Below are 24,755 nucleotides of genomic sequence, written 5' to 3'. Positions count from 1 at the left end.
ATATTAGTCTTCATATTATAAATTTGACAATAACATCTCTTTAAACAATACAAATTGTTAATCTTCAAGAAATACAATAAAAAAATAAAGAGTGTAACAAGGGAAATCAAAAGTCGAATTATTAACTAAATCAATTTCAATATGAAGAATAAATTAAAATATCTATTTTTTGTGTTTACCTTCATGTCTTTTTCTTACACTATTATTGGTCAGGAAATCAAAGTCAATGGAAAAGTAACGGATGGCAGCGGACTACTATTGCCAGGTGTAAATATTATTATAAAAAACACTACTACAGGAACACAAACCGATTTTGACGGAAACTATTCTTTAACACTCTCATCAGGAGCAACCATAGTATTTAGTTATGTAGGGATGGAAACTCAAAGTATTATAGTACCTAGTTCAGGAACCTATGATATTATTATGCAAGAAAACTCTAACGAACTAGAAGAAATTGTAGTCACTGGCTACTCAAAACAATCCGTTAGAAACATTACGGGGTCTGTTGCAGTAATCAAAGCAGAAGATCTTGCCGCTACAACACCTGTAGATCTAGAACAATCTTTACAAGGGCTAGCATCTGGAGTAACTGTAGGTTCTGAAGGAGGTCCTGGAGGAAGAGCCATGGTAAGAATACGTGGTTTCGGGACCATCAATAACAATGATCCTTTATACGTTATAGATGGCACACCAACCACTACAGGAATTAATCAATTAAACCCTTCTGATATAGAATCCATGCAGATATTAAAAGATGCATCATCTGCTGCTATTTACGGATTCAGAGCTGCCAATGGTGTTATTTTGATTACTACCAAAGGAGGGAAATACAATAGTAAAACCAAATTTACCTTCAACACCAGTATAGGAATAGATAATATTGCTAAATCTAATTTCCCCGACCTTTTATCTCCGCAAGAGAGCGCAAATGTAATTTGGACTCGATTTAACAATGACGGTGCAGCCCCTGCTCACCCACAATACGGTACAGGAAACACTCCGATACTACCAAATTATCTAACTCCAGCTGGAGCAGACTCAGCAGACCTCTCTACATACGACGCTACAACAAATAAAATAACACGAGCTAATAAAGCAGGAACAGATTGGTTTGATGAATATTTTAATGATGCCTTTGTACAAAATTATAATCTAGGAGTATCTGGAGGGTCAGAAAACGCAAAATTCCATGTAGGAATGGGAGCATTAAAACAAGAAGGAGTTGCATTACATACATTCTACAACCGGTATACCTTACGAGCAAACTCAGAATTCAAAGTTACCAATAACTTTAGAATTGGTGAGTCATTTAATTTATCGTATTCAGACAAAGTAGGCTCTGCTGGTAATCAAAATACTGCAGGAGATATCTCTTTTTTATACAGAGCACAGCCAATTATCCCAGTATATGATATAGCTGGCAACTATGCAGGACCACAAAGCCCAGGATTAGGAAACGGGATTAACCCTGTAGCCAGTGCTACAAGAAATAGAAATAATCTAACTAGAAGATATCGTACAATAGGTAATGTATATGCAGAACTAGATTTTTTAAAAGATTTTACTTTCAAAACCAATATGGGAGTTGATTATGACAATACCAATAGTTCATTTTTTACCTTTCTCAACCCTGAAGTTGCAGAGCCAAATACCGTTAATCGATTAAGAGAAGATAATTTTTATACGATCTCATCTACATGGTATAATACTTTAAGCTATTCAAAGAACATAGGCAACCACTCATTTGATGCTGTATTAGGAACAGAAGCACACAAAACACAAAACAAATTCCTAAGAGCTTCAAGAACAAGCTTTCTTATAGATAATCTTGATTACAGATATATTGACAGAGGAGAACAAACAAGAGATAATAGAGGTTACGGAGGAAAAAGTGCGTACTTCTCTAGTTTTGGTAAGTTAGATTATAGCTATAATGACAAATATCTACTCTCATTCTCATTACGAAAAGATGCTACTTCAAAATTTGCACGTAATAATAGATCTGATTACTTCCCTTCATACAGTGCCGCATGGAGAGTATCTAATGAAGGTTTTATGAAAAATATTTCTTTTATCAGTGATCTAAAAATAAAAGCAGGATACGGAGAGTTAGGAAACGAAAGCATCCCACAAGGTAGAATATTCAGTCAATACATTAATGACGATGATAGAAATTATGACTTAAGAGGAAGTAATTCTGTCATATCTTCGGGTTATAGCTTGTATATAATAGGTAATCCAGATCTAGAATGGGAAACCACTACAACAAAAAACATTGGAATTGATGCAGCTTTATTCAACAATAAACTCACATTAGGCTTTGAATACTACAACTCATTAACAGAAAATTTATTGATTCAGGATCAAGCAGATATAACACTCATAGGTAATGCCCAAGCAAAATATATCAACGCTGGATCTGTAGAAAACAAAGGGTTTGATTTTTCATTAGGCTATCAAGATCAAATCAATGATAACTTAAAATATTATGCCACTGTCAACGTATCATCATACAAAAACACGGTAAAAGAACTATCTGACAATCCTGATCATTTTTTAACAGGAAATTTAGCTAGAGAAACCAGACCATCAAGAACACAAGCTGGTCAACCTATTGCTTCTTTTCACGGATTTATTATCGATGGTATTATCCAAAATGAAGCAGAACGCAATGCAACAGGAGATTACTTAGGAAAAGATATAGGAACATTTAAATACAGAGATATCAATAATGATGGGGTGATCAATGATGATGACAGAGATTTTATAGGAAGTCCACATCCCGATTTTACCTATAGTGCAAATATGGGATTAGAGTACAAAAATTTTGATTTCACCGTATTCTTTCAAGGAAGTCAAGGAAATGATATCTATAATTTCACCAAGTTTTTTACAGACTTCAATAGTTTTCCTGGAGGAAAAAGCAGAGACTACTTAAATTCATGGAGCCCAACTAATACTGGAGGTAAATTACCTCAACTTTCTAACAACCCAGCAGAACATTACTCTAGTGCTAGTAGTTATTATATAGAAGATGGGTCATACCTACGATTAAAGAATATTCAACTTGGATACAACCTCCCAGAATCAGTACTATCAAAACTAAATATCACAAAGCTCAGATTCTTTATTCAGGCAAAAAATTTATACACCTGGACAAAATATTCTGGATTAGACCCTGAAATCAATTTACAACAATATGGTGGTGGCGACTCTGTGAATCTAGATATAGGTATTGATAGAGGAGCTTATCCTGTAGCAAGAACCTTTATAATGGGAGTCAATCTCACTCTGTAACACAAAATGATCTGAAAAATGAGAAAACATCACTCATTAGAAACAGCAAAAAAATTAAAAAACAAACAGATGAAAAAAGTAATCTTATTTATACTCACAACACTAGCTCTGATTTCTTGCGAAAAAGAGTTAGACATTAATCCACAAGGAGCTCTTGTAGAAAGTGTAATAGAATTTGACAAAAAATGGGTAGACCAACAATTAATCAGTGCCTATGCTATTTTAGATGGAAATCCTGGGTATTTCTGGGCACCAGCCTCTAATTGGGCTTTAGGAGACGTAGCTTCCGATGATTTTCATAAAGGATCTTCTATAGATGATCAACCACAATTAAATGATGTAGAGCGTTTTTCTTCGGGAACCACCAATATATATTTATCCAGAAAATGGGAATCTTTGTATGAAGGTATTTCCAGAACAAATCAAACATTAGAATCCATTGATAAAGCAATAGAAGAAGGCACGCCAGAAGAAGACCTTGTTATTTTGGGAGCAGAAGCACGATTTCTAAGAGCACATTATCATATGGATGCAAAAAAAATATGGAACAACATTCCTTTTATGAAAGAAGGCTTGATTGCTACTCCACCCAATGACACTGATATCTGGCCCTCAATAGAAGAAGATCTGATATATGCCTCAGAAAACCTTCCTGAAAACCAAGAAGACCCAGGCAGGGCAACCTCATGGGTAGCAAAAGCATATCTCGCAAAAGCACATATGTTTCAAAATGATTACCAAAGCGCACGACCAATTCTAGATAATATTATAAATGAAGGTCCTTTTCAATTAGTACCTATCTATCATGATAATTTTAATGGAGAAAAAGATAATAATTCAGAATCTGTATTTGCTGTTCAAAATTCTGTAAATGATGGTGGTGATGGTTTTATAAATGGTAACAGAGGTAATAGACTTAATCACCCATATGCTTCTGATGCTCCTGGAGGCGGATGCTGTGGTTTTTTTCAACCAAGTCAAAATCTAGTAAATGCATTCAAAACTGGAGCAGATGGTCTACCTCTTTTAGATACTTTTAACGACACTGATGTTACCAGTGATCAAGGAATCACATCAGATATCCCTTTTACTCCTTATGCAGGAAATCTTGACCCAAGATTAGATTGGACTGTAGGTAGAAGAGGAATCGAATATTTAGAATGGGGACCTATGCCTGGATCAAGATGGATCAGAGATCAATCAAACGGAGGCCCATATGTTGGTAAAAAGCACGAAGTGCTAAAATCACAAGAAGGCTCTATTTCTGCCGCAGGATTCCCACAATATAATGCAATAAACACCCCTCTTATACGATACTCTGATGTATTATTATGGAGGGCAGAAATTTATGCAGACGATGGACAATTAACTGATGCCATGAATCTAGTAAACAGAATAAGAGCAAGAGCGGCAAACCCTAATGGTTTTGTCAAAAACTCAGATGGAACTCCTGCAGCAAACTATGTAATTAGTGAGTACACCACATTCCCAGATAAAGAATACGCTATCAAAGCAGTACGCTTTGAGCGACGATTAGAATTAGCATCAGAAGGACATCGATTTTTTGACCTCGTACGCTGGGGGATTGCTCCACAAGTATTAAATAAATATATAAGTGAAGAATCATCAAAACGAGTATATCTTAATGGAGCTAATTTTACCTCTCAAAAAAATGAGTATTACCCTATTCCACTAGATGCTATTAACTCATCAGAGGGTGCTTTAAAACAAAACTCAGGATATTAATCAACTAATAACTTGTTATTTGACTTATTGCATTAGTTATTATTTTTTGTTTTTAGTTACGAAGACAGAATCGTTTTTTCAGATTCTGTCTTTCGTATTAAATTATTATAAATATCTGTTGTGAATTTTAAAACTAATACTATAAGATAGTGTAAACACAAGCTCTAATAACCTAAGCTATTTTTATATGAAATCATCAATACATTTCTTGCAAAAAACACTATTCAATCTCAAAATAAAAAGATCATGAATTGTCTTACCATAAAAAAAGTATTCCTACTATTTAGTATAGGAATCATAGGAATACAATGTTCGCACGAGGAAATAAAAGAGCCAGCAGATTATGTGGATGTTTTTATCGGCACCAAATCCCCAGGGCATACATTTCCTGGCCCTACATTACCTTTTGGAATGGTACAATTAAGCCCCGATACAAGGAATGATCATACAAGTTGGCCCGCTTGTGCTGGATATGACTATACAGACACCTCAATTATAGGATTTACTCATACCCATCTTTCGGGAACAGGGGTTCCTGATCTGGGAGACATCTTATTCATACCCACAACTGGTGACATACAGCATCAATCTGGATCTGCCCAGAATCCAGATTCAGGATATCGATCAAGGTATCATCATGAACAAGAATTTGCAGAACCTGGGTATTACTCTGTACTTCTTACCGATTACAATGTAAAAGCAGAACTAACAACGACAAAACGGGTTGGAGTACATAGATACACCTACCCTAAAGCACAAAAAACAAGTATTATTATAGACCTAGAACATCGTGATCCTGTCATAGAATCATCATTACAAATTATTAGTGATACAGAGATTGCGGGATACAGAAGGTCAAAAGCATGGGCAGGGAACCAACGCCAGTATTTTTCTGCAAAATTTTCTAAACCAATACAATCTTATGAAATCTTAAACGGAGACAAAATAGCAATTACTGGTTCAGATTTTATGGGTAAAAAAATAATAGCCGCTCTCAATTTTGACAGCTCAGAAGATGAACTACTAGTAAAAGTAGCGCTATCTGCAGTGAGTATAAAAGGAGCACAACAAAACTTAGAGAAAGAGCTTACACATTGGGATTTTGATAAAGTCAAAGATGAAGCAAAAAAAACATGGAACACTTCACTGAGTAAAATAGAGATAGATGATCCCGATGAAGATAAAAAAGAAATCTTTTACACAGCTCTATATCATAGCTTACTCACTCCCAATCTATATAACGATGTAGATGGGCAATATCGAGGTATGGATGACAAAATTCATAAAACAGAGGGGTTTAATAATTACACAGTCTTTTCTCTTTGGGATACTTTTAGAGGGCTACATCCTTTGCTCACCATTATAGAACCAGAGGTAACCAGAGATATTGTCGTCACATTACAGAAAAAACATGAACAATTTGGTGAAATCCCTATGTGGGAACTTGCTGCAAACGATACCCGATGTATGATAGGGTATCATGGTGTTTCTGTAATAGCTGATGCGTACCTAAAAGGAATAACAAATGTAGATGTAGAAAAAACACTACAAGCCATGATAGAAAGCGCAAATGTAAAAAAGAGAGGTATTAATTACTATACAGAACTAGGCTATGTTCCTTCAAACAAAAATAGTCAATCTGTATCCAAGACATTAGAATATGCCTATGATGACTGGTGTATTGCACAAATGGCCAAAGCCCTAAACAAAACTGATATCTACAATGAGTATTCTCGTAGAGCTCGCTTTTTTGTAAACCTATATGATCAACAAACTGGTTTTATGCGGCCTAGGTATTCTAATCGTACATGGTATGAAGATTTCAACCCCACCTCAGTAGAAAAAACATATAACTTTAATTTTACAGAAGGAAACTCTTATCAATACAGCCTATTTGTTCCTCATGATATTGCAAGTATCATAGAACTTGTAGGTGGAGATGATAACTTCAACCTATGGTTAGACACTCTTTTTTCTAAAAATTTTGATGAAGAAATAAGCGATGATTCTGATGTTTCAGGCTTACTAGGTCAATACTCGCACGGTAACGAGCCTAGCCATCATCTTGCTTATTTATATAATTATGCAGGAACCCCTTGGAAATCGCAAAAAACCATTCACAAAATACTTGATGAGATGTATACTTCTGAACCTGATGGATTATGTGGAAATGATGATTGCGGACAAATGTCTGCTTGGTATGTATTAAGTAGTTTAGGGTTTTACTCTGTCACCCCCGGAGCTCCTGAATATGTAATAGGAAGCCCAACTTTTGAAAAAGCTACTATCAATCTTGATAACGGTAAAACTTTTACTATAAAAGCCAATAATGCTAGTAAAGAAAATATCTATTTTTCATCCTTAAAACTGAACGGACAAGAATATCCGAACACATACCTCAAGCATGAGGATATTTTAAAAGGAGGAGAATTGGTATTCGAAATGACAAATACTCCAAATAAAAAATGGGGAGTTGCTACAACAAATCGTCCAATGTCTGACACTCAAAAAACAGTTAGCATTCCTTATCTTACATCTGATTACACATCATTTTTGGATACCAAAACAATTACTTTAGGCTGTGATACAAAAGATGCGGAAATATACTATACTATTGATGGAAGTCAACCTACAAAAAAGAGTACCAAATACGTAGCTCCTTTTCAAATAAAATCATCTACCAATCTAAAAATGAAATCCTTTAAAAATGGATTAATCTCAAGCTACACCCCTTCTGTTTTTTTAGAAAAACTACAAAGTATAGATCGCCAAAAGCTTAAAAACAAGCTAAAAAATGGACTATCATATAAGTACTACGAAGGCATTTTTAGATCTGTTTATGATTTCTCAGCAGAAGAGCCTATAGAAAAAGGGAAAGTTAGCACCATTCATATAGAACATAGATTGAGAGATGAGTGGATCGGATTCAAATTTGATGGTTTTATCAATGTTCCAAAAAATGGAGTATACAATTTTGAAATAGCCGCCAACGATGGTGCTCAATTGCTAATTGATGATAAAGAATTATTTGAAAGTGACGGCAGGAAATCTTTTAGTTTTACTCAAAAAAACAATATCATTCTATCCGCTGGATTACATAAATTTACTGTCAAGTACTTTCAATGTTCTGATAATATCGGTTTGAAAGTATTATGGAGTGGTCCTGATTTTGAGAAAAAAGAAATAGACGCTTCTCGTTTTTTTCATATTTCTAATACTATCAAAAAATAACCAGTATAGAATATGCTATATTCAAAACTAATAATAACCAGAATTCTATTTACTCTAAAAAACACCCAAAAACGCTATGAAAAAAATCATAAAAACAATAAAATAACATCCTAATCACTCGTATTAAAAAACTCAAATAAAACAAAAAACAAACAACTAATTGCACTATAAAAAATGATATTAGGAGTAGATATAGGAGGTAGTCATATTACGGTTGCTCGTATTGATTCACAAAGTCATGACATACCAGACTCAAACATAATCTCTAGCAGTATAAACAGTGCTGCTCAAGCCAATAAAATTATTGATCAATGGATCCATGTTTTGCAAAAAAGCATTGATGCTATTGGCAAAGAATCTCTAGAAGGGATTTGTATCGCAATGCCTGGTCCATTTGATTATCAACAAGGAATTTTTGCTTATAAAATGGAACATAAATATACTGCGCTATATGGGTTAAATATAAAAGAGATTATCACCAAACGATTAGCATTATCAAAATCAACACCAGTACGTTTCTATAACGATGCAGCATGTTTTGGTATTGGTGAATTCTGGAAAGGAAAACTAAAATCAATAGAAAAAACAATAGGTATAACCCTAGGCACAGGTTTTGGAGCTACTTTTCTATCAAATGGATTACCAATGCTTACAGGAAAAGGCATTCCCGAAAATGGAGAATTATACAATATAGTCTTCAAAGAAGGAATCGCAGATGAATATTTCTCTACTCGTTGGTTTATAAAGAAATATTATGAAAAAACAGGAGTTTCTATAAACGGAGTAAAAGATTTAATTCATGTGACAGCATCAAAAATTATAGTAAATCAAATATTTAAAGAGTTCTCTCTAAATCTAGCAACCTTCTTATCTCCCTGGTTAAAGGGATATGATACAGATGCAATTGTAATTGGTGGAAACATTGCAAAAGCATGGGATTTTTTTGCAGAAGACTTACAAAAAGAATTAGAAAACCAAGGATGCTTTACCAAAATATATCAAAGTGATTTGAGAGAAAAAGCTATATTATTAGGGAGTGCCCGATTGGTAGATGAAATATTCTACAAAAAACTCCATTTTCAATCAAAAAAAACAGAAATACCTAACTAAATGAAATATCTATCTTTAATCTAAAACTACGATTTTGAAAAACAGTAAAACATATAAAAGTGCTTTTATATTCCTGACCTCACTATTTTTTTTATGGGGTTTTATCACAGTACTTGTTGACTCATTAATCCCTAGACTAAGAGAAGTTTTTACACTAAACTATTTTCAAGCTGGATTGGTTCAATTTGCCTTTTTTGGCGCCTATTTTTTATTATCGATCCCTTCTGGGTTTATTTTATCAAAAATAGGATACAAAAAAGGAATCATATTAGGACTACTAACTCTTGCTACAGGATGCCTATTATTTTATCCAGCAGCCTCCTATCGTGAATTTAGTATTTTTATGCTAGCCTATTTTGTTGTAGCAAGTGGGATTACCATTCTACAAGTTGCCGCAAACCCTTATGTAGCTGTCTTAGGCCCAGAGGAAAGTGCCTCTAGCAGGCTCAACCTATCGCAAGCCTTTAACTCTTTGGGAACAACTATTGCCCCCGCAATTGGAGCTATGTTCATATTAAGTGATAAGGTAAAAAACACACAAGAAATCTCTGCTCTCAATACTATAGACAAAGAACAATATTATATTTCTGAAGCAGCCGCAGTACAATCACCTTTTATAGGCATTGCTGTATTTGTAGTGATACTCGCTTTTATTTTTATATTTATAAAACTTCCCAAATTAATCAAAAGCAGTCCAAAAGGAGGATATATAAAAGTAATACAAAGTAAATCCTTACTACTAGGTGCAATAGGAATTTTTGTATATGTAGGAGCAGAAGTAGCAATTGGAAGCTATCTAATTAACTATTTTCTTGATATGAATCTAGCTACATTAATTAAGGAAAACGCAATAATGAAAAGCATATCAGAGAGTATTTTAGGATCAGATAGCGAAACCTTAGACAATAAGGCTGTAGTTGGTGCTTTTGTTACTTTTTATTGGAGTGGCGCGATGATCGGGCGATTTGTAGGAGCACACCTTACCAAAATTATAAAAGCTTCAAAAGTACTTAGCTTCTTTGCCATAGGAGCCGTATTATTCATTATAATATCTATGGTAACTTCTGGTTTTGTTTCTATGTGGAGTATTCTACTCGTAGGCTTATTCAATTCTATAATGTTCCCTACAATATTCTCATTATCCCTAGAAGGATTAGATGACTTAAAACCACAGGCATCTGGCGTATTGTGCACCATGATAGTAGGAGGAGCGATAATTCCACCAGTATTTGGATTACTCTCTGATCATATAGGTTTTAAAATAGCATTAATACTTTTGATAGTATGTTATCTATACATCGTTTTTTATGGTATCATAAAAACAAAAAAGAAAGCCTTAGAAATTAACAACAATTCATTGACTCAATAAAAGACAAACAAAATCATCACCAATGAAATATCTTTCAATTCTAATCGCAGGAATACTTTGTTTATCATCCTGTAAAGAAACAACCAAAACACCTGTTACTCAATCCACACCTAGTAAAGAGATAGCAAAAGTAGATTTTACTCAATATGTAAATCCATTTATTGGTACTAGCAAAATGGGACACACCTACCCTGGAGCAACTGCACCTTTTGGTATGGTACAAGTAAGCCCACAAACCAACTTTGAAAAAATGTTTCACAAAGACGGTAAATACAACAAAGAAACCTACGAATACTGTGCAGGTTATCAATACAGGGATACTACCATAATAGGCTTCTCCCACACAAACTTGAGTGGTACAGGACACTCAGATTTAGGAGATTTTTTGATAATGCCAACCACAGGCGACCTCATCCTTGATCCTATAAAAACCAAAGACGAATCAAAAGGGTTTTATTCCACTTTCTCGCATGATGAAGAGTCTGCATCACCAGGTTATTACAAAGTAAAATTATCTGACTATAACATTACCGCAGAAGTTACAGCCACAGAACGAGTAGGATTCCATCAATACACTTTTCCAGAAACAAAAGATGCACATATCCTTTTGGACTTGGTGTATAATGTATACCATCATGATGATAAAAACGTATGGACTTTCATACGAGTAGAAAATGATTCTTTAATAACGGGGTATAGACAAACTACAGGCTGGGCAAGAACAAAAAAGGTATTTTTTGCAATGCAATTTTCCAAACCTTTTACCAGTTATGGCCATAAAAAATATGATGCTGTTAAATACGATGGTTTCTATCGCCGTTTTGATCAGCAACACAATTTCCCAGAAATGGCAGGAAAAAATATTCGTGCATATTTTAATTTTGACACAAAAACCAATGAAAAAATTAATATCAAATTTGCACTATCATCAGTAAGTACTACAGGAGCATTAAATAATTTACAAACCGAACTCCCAGAATGGGATTTTGAAAATACTAAGCAACAAACAAAAAAAAAATGGAATGATGAATTGTCAAAAATAGAAGTAAAAACGATTGACAAAAAAGACAAAACCACTTTTTACACTGCTTTATATCACACTATGCTCAGTCCTATCGTATACGAAGATGTGGACGGGCAGTACCTTGGACTGGATCAAAACATTCATACTTCAGAAGGTTTCACCAATTATTCTGTATTTTCTCTTTGGGATACTTATAGAGCATTACACCCTTTATTCAACATCACTCAACCAGCACGTAATAATGATATGATAAAATCAATGCTCACTCATCAAGAACAGAGCGTACATAAAATGTTACCTATCTGGAGTCATTATGCCAATGAAAATTGGTGTATGATAGGATATCATGCAACCTCTGTAATTGCTGATGCAATAGCCAAAAATGTTGGTGACTTTGATAAAAAACAAGCATTAAAAGCATCTGTAAGTACCGCCAATGTCCCTTATTTCGATGGCCTTGGAGATTATATCAAATACCAATATGTACCTGATGACAAAAGCCACTCTTCTGTTTCTAAAACATTAGAACTAGCATACAATGATTGGTGTATTGCCCAAATTGCAAAAAGTACAGACGATAAAAAAACTATGGATACCTTCCTGAATAGATCAGAGCATTACAACAATGTATATGACGCCAAAATAGGATATATGCGTCCCAAACTATCTGATGGTACATTCAGAAAAAAGTTTGATCCATTAGACACACATGGTCAAGGTTTTATTGAAGGTAATGCATGGAACTACGGATTGTATGTGCCTCATCAATTAGATAAAATGATAAAAATGATGGGCGGTAACGAGCGTTTTAGTCAACATCTAGATTCTTTGTTTACCATGAAATTAGATGATAAATTTATAGAAAAACATGAAGACATAACCAGAGATGGTATCATAGGAAACTATGTACATGGTAATGAACCAGGACATCATATCCCCTACCTGTATAATTGGACAGGGAAACCTCATAAAACCCAAGAACGGGTTCGTATGATTATGGATACCATGTATGGACCTACAGTAGATGGGCTATGTGGTAATGATGATGCTGGACAAATGAGTGCTTGGTACATATTCAGTAGCTTAGGGTTCTATCCTGTTACCCCTGGTTCTTCTGATTATGCATTAGGTAGTCCTTTGATAAAAGAAGCGATCATACATCTAGAAAACGGAAAAATATTGACCATCAGTGCTAAAAATCAAAGCAAGGATAATATCTATGTACATCAAGTATCTATAAATGGTACAATCATAGAAGGCATAACACTATCACATCATGATATTAGTGACGGAGGAGAACTTGTGTTTGAAATGAGTAACACTCCCAAAAAGATCTAATATTCAAAGTATTTACCTTAAAATAACATTAAAAATCAATAAAATCCTCAAGAGGGGTCTTGGGGATTTTTTTATAACTATACGATATTCAAAAGATAGGTTTCCTATTTTTTCTCTTGTCACTGTATATTTTTTAATCTCTAGTTCTAGAAGAAATCATCATTTTTGAATTATTACCAAAAGTAAAGACCATAATTCTTCTATAGCAGTAAGAATAATTAATAATTATCAGACAGAAAACTATTATAAATTGTAATTTTGATGGTAAGCAAAAGCTTTTTTTAGCACATTGTACTAAACAGATTGTATACAAAAAATGATATTAGGAGTAGATATTGGAGGAAACTACATAACCGTTGCAGGGATAGATCCCAAAACAAATAAACTATCAGAAACTAATCTAGTTTCTATGAGTGTAAATAATAAAGCAAGTGCAGATGAAATATTAGAACGATGGATATTTGCATTACAAAAAGTAATAGACACTCTAGAAGCTCCTATGGAAGGGATTGGTATAGCAATACCTGGACCTTTTGATTATCACAATGGAATTTTTGCTTTTAAAATGCAACAAAAGTACGATGCTCTTTTCTGCTTAAATATCAAAGAATTATTAAAAAAGAAATTACAGTTATCAGATGACATCCCTATACGTTTTTATAATGATGCCGCTTGTTTTGGTATTGGTGAGGTATGGCGTGGAAAACTAAAATCTATTCGTAGAGGCCTTGGCATCACATTAGGAGCAGGTTTTGGAGCATCTTTCCTTTTTCATGGACTCCCTATTCTTTCAGGAGACGGAATCCCAAAAGATGGAGAATTATATCACATACCTTATAAAGATGGGATCGCAGATGATTATTTTTCTACCCGCTGGTTTACAAAACGATATAAAGAAATCACAAATACGACAATCAATAATGTAAAAGAACTTACAGAAGCTTCTTTGCAAAATGATGTTGCTGTACAGCAGGTTTTTGATGAATTCTCAGAAAACTTAGCAGAATTTTTAAGTCCGTGGTTAAAATCGTATGATGCAGAGGCTATAGTTATAGGAGGTAGTATTGCAAAAGCATGGCCCTTCTTTGCAGCTACTCTAGAAAAAAGATTAAATGAACAAAAGTGCTTTATCAAAATACATAAAAGTGAACTACAAGAAAAAGCAATACTTCTAGGAAGCGCAAGGTTGGTAAATGATACTTTCTATAAAGGCTTACCGTTTTAACTATATTGTAAATAATAATCTCAACCATAAAGCATAAAAAAATCAGAATTCTTATGGTAAGAATTCTGATTTTTTTTTATAAATAAGATCTAGTAATAAAAAACCTATTTAATAATCTTTTTTTGTTTTGATTTCCATTCTGTGAGCCCACCATCAAGATCGTATATTTTCACAAAACCAGCCTTCTTCATATACTCAGAACATTTTTTGCTTCTCCCGCCACTACGACAATAAATAATAACAGGTTTGGTCTTATCAACCTTACCAATAAGCTCTTCAAAGTTATCAGCATTAAAATCAATATTCTCTGCTCCTTCTATATACCCTTCTGAGTACTCTCCTGGGGTTCGCACGTCAATAAGTCGTACCTTTCTCATTTCTAACAGAGAATCCATTTCTTCAACAGTAATTAATTCTACTGCAGGAGCCTCTTCTTCTTTTTTACAATTAAAAAAAACTAATGAAAGAAAAGCAACTATAAAAAAAGATTTAATTTTCATTACAATTATTTATTCTGCGGTTTCTCCATCCCAATTCATAAAACCTCCTATCAGGTTATATGCGGTTTTGAATCCCATCTGATTCATTAATGTACATGCCTGAGCACTTCTAGCGCCTGAGCGGCAATACACATAATAGTTTTTTGATTTATCTAGTTTTTCTAATTCATCAAGAAAATCCTGTCCTTGACGAATATCTAAGTTAAGCATATTAGGGATAAAACCATCTTCTACCTCTTCTTCTGTTCTTACATCCAGAATTACTGCATTGCTGTCATTAGCAATTTGCTCTTGCCATTCTTCTTGTGTGATATCTTCTGCCATTATAATAAATTGTACTAAAGTTTATATTTTATACTATACAAATATAAAAAGTACTTATTAAAACGACACCTTCAATGTATCAAAAATAAGAATATAATAATAGTTTTATATTATGCTTTGATACTACAACCTATTGCTTTTGTAATTTCTACAGGAACTTTCTCACCTTTTAACAAAGCATTTACAGCATCTTCTACATATTTCAGATCTGCCTTAGATGCATCTTTGTAATTATTATCAATAGCACCAATATAACGAACAAGATTACCTGCTCCTGTCTTTTCTAGCACATATACATGTGGCGTTTTTTTGGCTCCGTACTGTGGGTATATTTTTTGGCCATCATCTAATAAATATGGAAAAGAAAAACCTTTCTCTTTGGCTCTTATCTTCATATTATCAAAACTATCTTCTGGATACGCTTTTGAGTTATTGGGATTTATTGCGATAACAGGATATCCCTTTTGCTTAAACATTGCATCCAACGCAATGATTCTATCTTCATAAGCAACAGAATATGGGCAATGATTGCATGTAAAAACAACAATAAATCCTTTGGCATCTTTATAATCTACCAATGAAATCATCGATTCATCAACATTTTTTAATTTAAAATCTGTAGCAACATCTCCTATAGCATACCCTTTATCAATTTTACTATCAGAAACTTTATCTATTGCAAAAGCACTCACTGCTATTACAAAAGCTACTCCAACTAGAATTTTTAAAGTTTTCATTGGTTTAATTTTTATTACACTAGATTATATATCGAACTCATTTTACAATACTTTCTTCAACTCTTTTTCCAGCTCATTATAAGTAAAAGATCTTTCATAGAAATTACTAGTTCCATTTTTATAAATAATTGTTGCTGGAATAGAACCCGACCATTTACTATTTACTTTTGGAATCCAGTTATTTGCATCTGGATCATCCAGTAAAATAATTTTACTTTTTATTTTTTGTTTTTTAACAAACGGAATTAATCTAGACTCTACTTGACTAGGCAAATCCAAACTCACCAAAATCACTTCTACTTTATCATCGGGATACCTACTATTTATCAATTCAAAATAAGGTAACTCTACAATACAAGGTTTACACCATGTAGCCCAAAAATTAATGATTCTTGTTTTGCCATCATTAATAGTCAACAAAGGTTTAAAACTCTCAAAATCATATACAGGTATTTCTACACCTTTACTCTCAAAAACATCGGTTGCATCTAGTGCAACGGTTTGTTCTCCTTTACAATTTACAAAGAGTAACAGGGGTGTGATATATAAAAAAATTCTCAACATCTTACTAATTTATCAAAACCATGAGCCATGCAAAAGAAAATTAACAAGGTTTCTATGTTTTAACTAAAAATTATCTAAAAATTACGTTTAAACATACCCAAATGGTAATACGTTCTAAAACACAATAATACTATTAAACAATCCTTAAAAACCGTATTTTAACAAAGAATTAATAACCTTTTAGAGTTTTCAAAACAAAATTCAATATACATTTGTACATACAAACGTTGTACATACAAATGTGAAAATAGAAAAAATTATAAAAACAGAAACAGCACTTCCTCTTTCAAAAAAAGTCGTGATAAATTTACTATACACAGAGAATTGGATAATGGATAAAATTAATATGGTATTAAAACCATATGATATATCATTACAACAATTTAACGTATTACGAATTTTAAACGGGCAGAAAGAGAAACCCGCCAATCTTTCTACAATACAAGAAAGAATGGTCAATAAAATGAGTAATACGACACGATTGGTAGATAAACTTATCAAAAAAGGATATGCGCAAAGAATTACATGTCCTTCTAATCGTAGAAAGGTTGAAATTACAATTACAAAACAAGGCAAGTCATTTCTTGACAAAGTAAGCCTTGCAGTAGAGCAATTTGAAAACCAAGTTACTTCAACTTTTTCTGAAGAGGATTTAATACTCCTTAATAATTTACTAAACAAACTAAGAAGTACAAATTAATAATTAACAAGCAATCTTATTTTAAATCATGAAAACAAAATCTAAATTATTCATCCTAGCAATTGCTGTAATCGCAACCACCTCATCTTTTGCTCAGAAAAAAGAAATTAAAGCATCAGAAAGTTCAATTCAATGGACTGGTAAAAAAGTTACAGGATCTCATACAGGAACATTAAATCTATCAGAAGGATCAATCGTATTTGATGGTGATAAAATAACAGGAGGTGAATTTACAGTAGATATGACCTCACTAGCTGTTACAGATCTTCAAGCAGGAAAAGGAAAAGAAGACCTAGAAGGACATCTAAACTCTGATGACTTTTTTGGAGTTACCAACCATAAAACAGCCAAGCTAGTCATAAAAAAAGCTAAAAAAAGTGAAAATGGATATAGTATCCTAGGAGATTTGACTATCAAAGGAAAAACAAACCCTGTTAAGTTTATCCTTACTGTAAAAGGAAACACTGCCTCTACAATTCTTACTGTAGACAGAACCGATTACGATATCAAATACGGATCAGGAAGTTTCTTTGATAATCTAGGAGACAAAACGATCAATGACGAGTTTGAATTAGCCGTAAACTTAAAAATGTAATTTTTTTTTAGTACCAATTATAATTAATTTATATATTTGACTCAATAAATAGAAAAATGAAAACAATCTTAACAAACAATTGGTGGTGGTCTTTTCGAACGAAAGCGTCGTGAGATAGACCCTGTCATTATGTTAAGTAAACATATAAAAGGCTTGTCAAATCACGACAAGCCTTTTTTTTGTTTTCTATATAAGAAGTACTAATTAAAAAAAATATTAGAACCATACAATGAGTTATAAATTAACCACACATTTCAAACAAGTTCTGGCAGACACTTTTACTCCTGTAAGCGTTTATTTAAAAATAAGAGATCGTTTTCCTAATAGTTTATTATTAGAAAACAATGATTATAGAGGTAGTGAAAACAGTTTTTCATATATCTGTTGTAACCCAATTGCCAACATCAAAATAGAGAATGAAACCATTTATCAATCCTTTCCTGATAAAAGCATCATAGAAACTCCTATCACAGAAGATATCAATATCCCAGAAGTTATCGAGCAATTTGGTAATCAATTCGAAACTTCAAAAAGTGATTTCAAATTCATAAACAATGGTCTTTTTGGATATATTGCCTATGATGCCGTTCGCTATTTTGAGGATATCTCCATTACCAAAAAAGAAAAATCATTAAACATTCCAGACATACAATACACAGTATATCAAAATATTATTGCCATTAGTAACTTTACAAATGAGGCCTATATTTTTGCACATTGCTATCAATCAGAAAGTAATATTGATGAAATAGAATCCTTACTCAAAATCAAAAATTTTGCCTCTTATAATTTCTCAACAGTAGGAGACACAACCTCTAATCTTGATGACGAACAATATAAAGAACACGTTACATTAGCAAAAAAACATTGTCATCGTGGTGATGTATTTCAATTGGTGCTATCCAAACGATTCTCTCAAAAATTCAAAGGAGACGAATTTAATGTATACCGAGCACTACGCAGTGTCAACCCCTCTCCTTACCTCTTTTATTTTGATTATGGTGATTTCAAAATATTTGGCAGTTCTCCAGAAGCACAATTAGTTGTCAAAGATGACATTGCAGAGATTCATCCTATTGCAGGAACATTTAAACGTACAGGAAACGATGAGCAAGATGCAGAACTTGCCAAAAAACTATCTGTAGACGAAAAAGAAAATGCAGAACATGTAATGCTGGTAGACCTTGCCCGTAATGATCTTAGCCGAAACGGAAATCAAGTGACCGTAGAAAACTATAGAGAAGTCCAGTTTTATTCTCATGTAATTCATCTGGTAAGTAAAGTAACCAGCAAAAAACATAAGAATACCTCTACTATGCAAATCGTAGGAGACACATTTCCTGCGGGTACTCTAAGCGGGGCTCCAAAACATATGGCCATGCAATTAATTGAAAAATACGAAAACATCAATCGTGATTTTTATGGGGGTGCCATCGGGTTTATGGATTTTTCAGGAAATTTCAACCATGCTATTATGATTCGTACATTTTTAAGTAAAAATCATGAACTGCATTGGCAAGCAGGAGCAGGATTGGTCAACGAATCAAATGAAGAAAGTGAATTACAAGAAGTATATAATAAACTAGGAGCATTGACTAAGGCATTAAAACTTGCTGAAGAAATATAACGGTGTTCCCCTACGGGTCGGGCTATCCGCGCTACATGGTAGCCAAGCTCTTATCCCTAACACAAAATAACATAGAGACAAAGTAATAAGACAACAAAACTTTGAAACGACAAAAAACAATGAGCAACAAAATATTAGTAATCGATAATTATGATTCATTCGTGTATAATCTCGTTCATTATCTCGAAGATCTAGGATGTGAAGTAACTGTAAAGCGTAATGACCAATTACAATTAGAAGACATAGAACCATTTCAAAAAATACTACTATCACCTGGCCCAGGAATTCCTGATGAAGCAGGATTATTAAAAGATATTATAAAAACCTATGCCTCCACCAAAAGTATCTTTGGTGTTTGCCTTGGTCAACAAGCTATAGGAGAAGTCTTTGGAGGTGACCTCATCAACCTTGATGAAGTCTATCACGGGGTTGCTACCCACGTAACATTATCTGTAAAAGATGAACTCCTTTTTGACGGTCTAGATGCTACCTTTGATGTAGGTAGATATCACTCTTGGGTAGTAGCAGATAAAAACCTACCCGATTGCTTACAGGTCACATCATACGATCAAAATGGACAAATTATGTCATTACGACATAAAGAATTAGATGTACGAGGTGTGCAGTTTCATCCAGAATCAGTATTGACACCTGATGGAAAAAAAATATTAGAAAACTGGATAAAAAACTAACTAGAGATTTTCTGAAAAAACAAAAATAATATCAAACACGATTCAGATGAAAAACTTACTCAACCGATTAATCAATCACGAGACCATCTCAAAAGAAGAAGCCAAAAGGGTTTTGGTCAACATCTCAAAAGGAGCATACAATCAAAGTCAAATAGCATCATTTCTCACAGTATTTATGATGCGTAGTATCACCATAGAAGAATTAGAAGGATTTAGAAATGCCCTATTAGAGCTATGCATTGCAATCGATCTTAGCGAATACAATCCAGTTGATTTATGTGGTACTGGTGGTGATGGTAAAGATACATTTAATATCTCAACCCTCTCCTCTTTTGTCTCAGCAGGAGCAGGAATCAAAGTCACCAAACACGGTAATTATGGCGTTTCATCTACATGTGGTAGCTCTAATGTTATGGAACACTTGGGAGTCAAATTCAGTAATGATAAAGATTTTCTCAAACGCAGTATCGATGAAGCAGGAATCTGCGTATTACACGCACCTTTATTTCACCCAGCTATGAAAAACGTAGCACCTATTCGTAGAGAATTAGGAGTAAAAACTTTTTTTAATATGCTCGGACCAATGGTAAATCCAGCCTTTCCAAAAAATCAAATCGTAGGTGTTTTTAATTTAGAATTAGCCAGAATGTATGGATATCTATATCAAAACACCGATAAAAACTTTACAATTATACACGCTTTAGATGGCTATGACGAAATCTCATTAACAGGAAATACAAAAACCATCTCTAACACAACAGAAGGCATGCTCTCACCATTGGATTTTGGAGTGCCAACACTCACTCAAGAACAAATCTATGGCGGTAATTCTATTGCAGAATCAGCCACTATTTTTATGAATGTACTTAGTGGTAAAGGAACCGAAGCTCAAAACAATGTAGTTTGCGCCAATGCAGGAATGGCAATTGCCACAGTAGAAGGGCTACAGCCAAAAGAAGGGTTTGACAAAGCAAAAGAATCTTTACTCTCAGGAAAAGGACTCATCGCTCTACAAAAAGTACAACAGCTCAGTAAAAATTAATAGATCACAAATTATCAAAAAATGAAAGTCGAAACATATAAAATAACAGGTTGGCAAGACAAAGAAACTGGACTACTTATTGATGAAAATGAAGAATGGATTTTGGTAAAGCATATACCTGTAGATTATGTTATTGATGGATTTAAACTCTATAGAAAGAGTGCCATAAAAAAGAGAAAATCAAAAACAAAACAAGATAAAATTGCACGTGTATTAAAACTCAAAAATATTGAATCAACTCCTCCTGATACATTTCGGTTTGCAAACATTCTAGATATTCTAAAATGGAGTGAAGAAAAATACGGTTTATTCGAATTTCAGGATTATCATGCAGAACTATTTTACGGAAAATTAAACACCGAAAAAGAAAACATATTCACCATAGACTTGATCACCCCCAATGGAAACATCAAAAAAGAATATGAGTATGATTTTTTAACAGATGATATCATAGCAATTACCTTCGAAACTGATTATTTTGAATCCATTAGATTGCTTATGAATGACCAGCAGAAGAAAGAATTAAAAGTAATTAAGTAATAAAAGAGTAGCAATCTATATATTTTGAAACGATAAAATGAATGTTATTAATAAAAAACTAGAAGAATTAACTATCGAAGAATGGGGAGAACTATTTCCGATAGAGATGATCTCCTATCAAGAAACGTGGGCCTCTGTTTTTCAAAAAGAAAAACATTTAATAGAGGAGAAATTATCAAAAGCTACCGCAATAGATATTCAACATATTGGTAGTACCTCAATCTCTGGTTTGGCTTCAAAAGGTAGTATAGATATGCTGATTGATATCCCATCTCAATTACTTTTTGATACATCTATCATTCAAGCAATGCAAACACTCGATTATGAATATTGTATACAATCAGGATATGGCCCAAATTATATGATATTTGCAAAAGGGTTTGATAGAAAAGGAAAAACAGATTTTGTGATGAAAATCACAAAATTAGCAAAACAAAAAATAAAGGCTACTCGCTAACGATTATATAACGACAATGAATATTCTAGATAAAATAATTGCCGACAAACACAAAGAAGTTGCACTCAAAAAAAGTATACTACCTATTACTCAATTCGAGAATTCAGTATTATTTGACCGCAAAACAAATTCACTAGCACAAGCATTACGCACTAGTGATACAGGTATTATAGCAGAACATAAACGCAGATCACCATCTAAAGCTGTGATTAATCAAAAAGTAAGTGTACAAGATGTAGCACAAGGATATCAAACCGCAGGAGCCTGTGGAATGTCTGTACTATCAGACGGAAAATATTTTGGAGGCTCACTAGAAGATGTATTATTAGCCAGAGCAACAGTACAATTACCTATCTTGCGCAAAGAATTTATCATAGATGAATATCAATTATTAGAAGCAAAAGCATATGGAGCAGATGTCATTTTATTGATTGCAGCCGTTTTATCTCGTGATGAGATCAAATCCTTATCACAATTTGCAAAAAGCTTATCACTAGATGTGTTATTAGAAGTACATAATCAAGAAGAGCTAGAAAAATCAATAATGCCCTCTCTTGATATGTTGGGAGTAAATAATAGAAACTTAAAAACTTTTGAGGTAAGTACCGATATCAGTAAAACATTAAGTACACAAATACCCGATGATTTTGTAAAAGTTTCAGAAAGTGGCATCAGTAATATAGAAGCCATAAAAGACCTGCAACAGTATGGATACAAGGGTTTTCTTATTGGGGAAAACTTTATGAAAACTGACGATCCAGGTACTAGCGCTATAGAATTTATAAAAAAGTTGAAATGAATACAGTATTAGTAACAGGAGTAACAGGAAATATAGGTTCACATGTATTGTTTGAATTATTATTTGACCTGTATTCCAAAAACGAAGAAGCAGCCATTTATGTGTTAATTCGTAAACAACCAACAAAATCAGCAAAACAACGCCTTCTGGATGAAGTATTTACAGAACAACTCATCCCGCAAAAAATAGCTCCTTTTTACAAAGAATATTTAGAAAAGTATATTCATGTAATCGAAGGAGAGATTAACAACTTTACACTTCCTGCTGATGCAGGAAATAACATAACCGTGTATCATTTAGCCGCTTCTGTAAACCTAAGCAATACAGAAAAAGCAAAAAATGAAATCGCACATGTAAACTATATCAATACGCAAGCATTTTTTGAGGTAATCAAATCACGAACAAAAAAACTCGTTTTTGTAAGCACCGCTTTTTCCAGAGGAGAAATAGAAGGTGAAATTACCGATGACTATCACTCTGCAACCGACTTTGATTTTAGAAACTTCTATGAAGCCTATAAAATGAAAGTTGAAAAGCTAGTATTAGAAATCGCTAAAGAAAATGATTTCAGTTGCACCATTGCCAGACCTAGTGTAGTATCAGGAAGGCTTATTGATTATCCAAAATTTGTAAGCAGTCGGTACATTGTATTCTATTCTATTGGAGAGTTCTTCAAAAAAATGAAAAAACTATATCCCGATTTAGGAAAAATACGAATGGCATTAAACATAGATGGAGGACTTAATATCGTTCCTGTTGATTATGTAGCAAAAGGAATCATACGTGCCGCAGAGATCAAAGAAGAACAACTAAATATTACATTGACCCAAAATGTGCCCACACAATATATTATCACCAATATTTTGCAAAAATGTGGTGTTGAAATTGAGCTAGTTGCAGAAGAACCAAAAAACAAAACTACCATAGAAAAACTATTCTATAAAACAATCGGTAGTCAATTGGTAAAATACTCAACTTCAAAAAAGCATTATTTTGAATCCAAATTAATACGTAAAATACTTGCTGATATCGAAGAACCAAATATGTTAGACAGTTTTAGTGAAGTATATAATTTTGCTCATAATATCAATTTTGATAATACAAATATCAAGTTAGAACCATCAAATCTTTAGCATTGAAAAATAATATCATAAAAATAAAGGTTTGCGGAATGAAATCTCCTGAGAATATTCAGCAAGTAACTATGTTACAACCTGATTATTTAGGATTCATTTTTTATCCAAAATCTCCCAGAAATTTTGAAGGTGATATCCCTACAGTACCATCACCTATCAAAAAAGTAGGAGTCTTTGTAAATGCCTCTATTGATTATGTTATAGAAAAAGTACAGCAATACGGTTTTAGAGTCATTCAATTGCATGGTAATGAATCCCCCGTATACTGTCAAAAATTAAAAACACGTTGTCAATCTATATCCAATATAAAATCTGATATAGAGCAACAAGATCAAATCAAAATATGGAAAGTATTCTCTATCAAAGATACTTTTGATTTTGACATATTAACTCCATATGAAACCATTGTAGATTGCTTTCTTTTTGATACCAAAGGAAAAGAAAAAGGAGGTAATGGATATACCTTTGACTGGAGCGTCCTAGAAGGTTATCCCGCTACCACTCCCTTTATTTTGAGTGGAGGTATTGGCCTTGATCAAATAGAAGCCATTACATCATTTATGAACAGACCAGAATCAAACTATCTATATGCAATTGATGTTAATAGTAAATTTGAAAATGCCCCTGGCATAAAAAATATAGACGATTTAAAAAAATTTAAAAAACGTGTTATCTCATAGCAAACATGAATCATTACTA

At 33.3% G+C, this 24,755-nt stretch carries 21 protein-coding genes; 17 read left to right on the top strand and 4 right to left on the bottom strand.

What is annotated here, in order from left to right; translation table 11 throughout:
- The first annotated feature begins 141 nt into the window (after window positions 1-141).
- From DG508_RS00180 to DG508_RS00150, 7 genes are all read left to right on the top strand, one after another.
- Entirely contained in the window at window positions 142-3,300 is a 3,159-nt protein-coding gene (locus DG508_RS00180; RefSeq protein ID WP_108866216.1) for a SusC/RagA family TonB-linked outer membrane protein, read from the top strand.
- A gap of 69 nt (window positions 3,301-3,369) precedes the next feature.
- Entirely contained in the window at window positions 3,370-5,046 is a 1,677-nt protein-coding gene (locus DG508_RS00175; RefSeq protein WP_108866323.1) for a RagB/SusD family nutrient uptake outer membrane protein, read from the top strand.
- A 246-nt stretch (window positions 5,047-5,292) separates the two neighbouring features.
- A complete protein-coding gene (locus DG508_RS00170; RefSeq protein WP_108866215.1) occupies window positions 5,293-8,277 on the top strand; it encodes a GH92 family glycosyl hydrolase in 2,985 nt (994 codons plus the stop codon).
- A gap of 174 nt (window positions 8,278-8,451) precedes the next feature.
- Window positions 8,452-9,387, top strand: a complete 936-nt coding sequence (locus DG508_RS00165) for an ROK family protein (protein WP_108866214.1) — start codon at window positions 8,452-8,454, stop codon at window positions 9,385-9,387.
- Between the two features lie 34 nt (window positions 9,388-9,421).
- Window positions 9,422-10,756: a sugar MFS transporter gene (locus DG508_RS00160; protein ID WP_108866213.1), complete on the top strand. Its 1,335-nt coding sequence runs from the start codon at window positions 9,422-9,424 to the stop codon at window positions 10,754-10,756.
- Window positions 10,757-10,778: 22 nt separating this feature from the next.
- Window positions 10,779-13,118: a GH92 family glycosyl hydrolase gene (locus DG508_RS00155; RefSeq protein ID WP_108866212.1), complete on the top strand. Its 2,340-nt coding sequence runs from the start codon at window positions 10,779-10,781 to the stop codon at window positions 13,116-13,118.
- Between the two features lie 316 nt (window positions 13,119-13,434).
- A complete protein-coding gene (locus DG508_RS00150) occupies window positions 13,435-14,343 on the top strand; it encodes an ROK family protein (RefSeq protein ID WP_108866211.1) in 909 nt (302 codons plus the stop codon).
- Between the two features lie 104 nt (window positions 14,344-14,447).
- On the opposite strand, the gene DG508_RS00145 is transcribed toward DG508_RS00150, so the two are convergent.
- The 4 genes from DG508_RS00145 to DG508_RS00130 all read right to left on the bottom strand — a co-directional run bounded on the left by DG508_RS00145 (window position 14,448) and on the right by DG508_RS00130 (window position 16,468).
- Window positions 14,448-14,843, bottom strand: a complete 396-nt coding sequence (locus DG508_RS00145) for a rhodanese-like domain-containing protein (protein ID WP_108866210.1) — start codon at window positions 14,841-14,843, stop codon at window positions 14,448-14,450.
- Between the two features lie 9 nt (window positions 14,844-14,852).
- Window positions 14,853-15,167, bottom strand: coding sequence for a rhodanese-like domain-containing protein (locus DG508_RS00140; protein ID WP_108866209.1), 315 nt, complete (start codon window positions 15,165-15,167; stop codon window positions 14,853-14,855).
- Window positions 15,168-15,277: 110 nt separating this feature from the next.
- The gene (locus tag DG508_RS00135; RefSeq protein WP_108866208.1) at window positions 15,278-15,904 is read right to left on the bottom strand and encodes a thioredoxin family protein; all 627 of its coding nucleotides are present in this window, start codon (window positions 15,902-15,904) and stop codon (window positions 15,278-15,280) included.
- A gap of 42 nt (window positions 15,905-15,946) precedes the next feature.
- Window positions 15,947-16,468: a redoxin domain-containing protein gene (locus DG508_RS00130; RefSeq protein ID WP_108866207.1), complete on the bottom strand. Its 522-nt coding sequence runs from the start codon at window positions 16,466-16,468 to the stop codon at window positions 15,947-15,949.
- A 241-nt stretch (window positions 16,469-16,709) separates the two neighbouring features.
- Between DG508_RS00130 and DG508_RS00125 the strand changes: the two genes are divergently transcribed.
- The 10 genes from DG508_RS00125 to DG508_RS00080 all read left to right on the top strand — a co-directional run bounded on the left by DG508_RS00125 (window position 16,710) and on the right by DG508_RS00080 (window position 24,736).
- Window positions 16,710-17,168, top strand: coding sequence for a MarR family winged helix-turn-helix transcriptional regulator (locus tag DG508_RS00125; RefSeq protein ID WP_108866206.1), 459 nt, complete (start codon window positions 16,710-16,712; stop codon window positions 17,166-17,168).
- Window positions 17,169-17,196: 28 nt separating this feature from the next.
- Window positions 17,197-17,763: a YceI family protein gene (locus DG508_RS00120; RefSeq protein WP_108866205.1), complete on the top strand. Its 567-nt coding sequence runs from the start codon at window positions 17,197-17,199 to the stop codon at window positions 17,761-17,763.
- Between the two features lie 229 nt (window positions 17,764-17,992).
- A complete protein-coding gene (locus DG508_RS00115) occupies window positions 17,993-19,390 on the top strand; it encodes an anthranilate synthase component I family protein (protein WP_108866204.1) in 1,398 nt (465 codons plus the stop codon).
- Window positions 19,391-19,509: 119 nt separating this feature from the next.
- Window positions 19,510-20,082 carry an anthranilate synthase component II gene (locus tag DG508_RS00110; protein WP_108866203.1) on the top strand — a complete coding sequence of 191 codons (573 nt, stop codon included), beginning with the start codon at window positions 19,510-19,512 and terminating at the stop codon, window positions 20,080-20,082.
- Between the two features lie 46 nt (window positions 20,083-20,128).
- Window positions 20,129-21,124 carry an anthranilate phosphoribosyltransferase gene (trpD, locus tag DG508_RS00105; protein ID WP_108866202.1) on the top strand — a complete coding sequence of 332 codons (996 nt, stop codon included), beginning with the start codon at window positions 20,129-20,131 and terminating at the stop codon, window positions 21,122-21,124.
- A gap of 21 nt (window positions 21,125-21,145) precedes the next feature.
- Complete coding sequence (locus DG508_RS00100; RefSeq protein WP_108866201.1) at window positions 21,146-21,664, top strand: hypothetical protein; 519 nt, start codon at window positions 21,146-21,148, stop codon at window positions 21,662-21,664.
- Between the two features lie 37 nt (window positions 21,665-21,701).
- Window positions 21,702-22,121 (top strand): GrpB family protein, encoded by a 420-nt coding sequence (locus DG508_RS00095; RefSeq protein WP_108866200.1) that lies wholly within the window; start codon window positions 21,702-21,704, stop codon window positions 22,119-22,121.
- A 16-nt stretch (window positions 22,122-22,137) separates the two neighbouring features.
- On the top strand, window positions 22,138-22,920 hold the full coding sequence (gene trpC, locus DG508_RS00090) for an indole-3-glycerol phosphate synthase TrpC (protein WP_108866199.1): 783 nt from the start codon (window positions 22,138-22,140) through the stop codon (window positions 22,918-22,920).
- Window positions 22,917-24,053, top strand: coding sequence for an SDR family oxidoreductase (locus DG508_RS00085; RefSeq protein WP_108866198.1), 1,137 nt, complete (start codon window positions 22,917-22,919; stop codon window positions 24,051-24,053). The genes trpC and DG508_RS00085 overlap by 4 nt, the downstream gene beginning before the upstream one ends.
- 2 nt (window positions 24,054-24,055) lie before the next feature.
- Window positions 24,056-24,736 carry a phosphoribosylanthranilate isomerase gene (locus DG508_RS00080; protein WP_328515260.1) on the top strand — a complete coding sequence of 227 codons (681 nt, stop codon included), beginning with the start codon at window positions 24,056-24,058 and terminating at the stop codon, window positions 24,734-24,736.
- The last annotated feature ends 19 nt before the right edge of the window (window positions 24,737-24,755 follow it).

This window comes from Aquimarina aquimarini, from assembly GCF_900299535.1.
Taxonomy (GTDB): domain Bacteria; phylum Bacteroidota; class Bacteroidia; order Flavobacteriales; family Flavobacteriaceae; genus Aquimarina; species Aquimarina aquimarini.
The sequence above is the reverse complement of the archived record's forward strand: the minus strand, read 5'-3'. Positions and strand labels throughout refer to the sequence as shown.

Coding starts and splice junctions, on each gene's coding strand:
- DG508_RS00180 (WP_108866216.1), top strand. CDS start 142: ATGAAGAATAAATTAAAATATCTATTTTTTGTGTTTACCTTCATGTCT.
- DG508_RS00175 (WP_108866323.1), top strand. CDS start 3,370: ATGAAAAAAGTAATCTTATTTATACTCACAACACTAGCTCTGATTTCT.
- DG508_RS00170 (WP_108866215.1), top strand. CDS start 5,293: ATGAATTGTCTTACCATAAAAAAAGTATTCCTACTATTTAGTATAGGA.
- DG508_RS00165 (WP_108866214.1), top strand. CDS start 8,452: ATGATATTAGGAGTAGATATAGGAGGTAGTCATATTACGGTTGCTCGT.
- DG508_RS00155 (WP_108866212.1), top strand. CDS start 10,779: ATGAAATATCTTTCAATTCTAATCGCAGGAATACTTTGTTTATCATCC.
- DG508_RS00150 (WP_108866211.1), top strand. CDS start 13,435: ATGATATTAGGAGTAGATATTGGAGGAAACTACATAACCGTTGCAGGG.
- DG508_RS00145 (WP_108866210.1), bottom strand. CDS start 14,843: ATGAAAATTAAATCTTTTTTTATAGTTGCTTTTCTTTCATTAGTTTTT.
- DG508_RS00140 (WP_108866209.1), bottom strand. CDS start 15,167: ATGGCAGAAGATATCACACAAGAAGAATGGCAAGAGCAAATTGCTAAT.
- DG508_RS00135 (WP_108866208.1), bottom strand. CDS start 15,904: ATGAAAACTTTAAAAATTCTAGTTGGAGTAGCTTTTGTAATAGCAGTG.
- DG508_RS00130 (WP_108866207.1), bottom strand. CDS start 16,468: ATGTTGAGAATTTTTTTATATATCACACCCCTGTTACTCTTTGTAAAT.
- DG508_RS00120 (WP_108866205.1), top strand. CDS start 17,197: ATGAAAACAAAATCTAAATTATTCATCCTAGCAATTGCTGTAATCGCA.
- DG508_RS00115 (WP_108866204.1), top strand. CDS start 17,993: ATGAGTTATAAATTAACCACACATTTCAAACAAGTTCTGGCAGACACT.
- DG508_RS00110 (WP_108866203.1), top strand. CDS start 19,510: ATGAGCAACAAAATATTAGTAATCGATAATTATGATTCATTCGTGTAT.
- trpD (WP_108866202.1), top strand. CDS start 20,129: ATGAAAAACTTACTCAACCGATTAATCAATCACGAGACCATCTCAAAA.
- DG508_RS00100 (WP_108866201.1), top strand. CDS start 21,146: ATGAAAGTCGAAACATATAAAATAACAGGTTGGCAAGACAAAGAAACT.
- DG508_RS00095 (WP_108866200.1), top strand. CDS start 21,702: ATGAATGTTATTAATAAAAAACTAGAAGAATTAACTATCGAAGAATGG.
- trpC (WP_108866199.1), top strand. CDS start 22,138: ATGAATATTCTAGATAAAATAATTGCCGACAAACACAAAGAAGTTGCA.
- DG508_RS00085 (WP_108866198.1), top strand. CDS start 22,917: ATGAATACAGTATTAGTAACAGGAGTAACAGGAAATATAGGTTCACAT.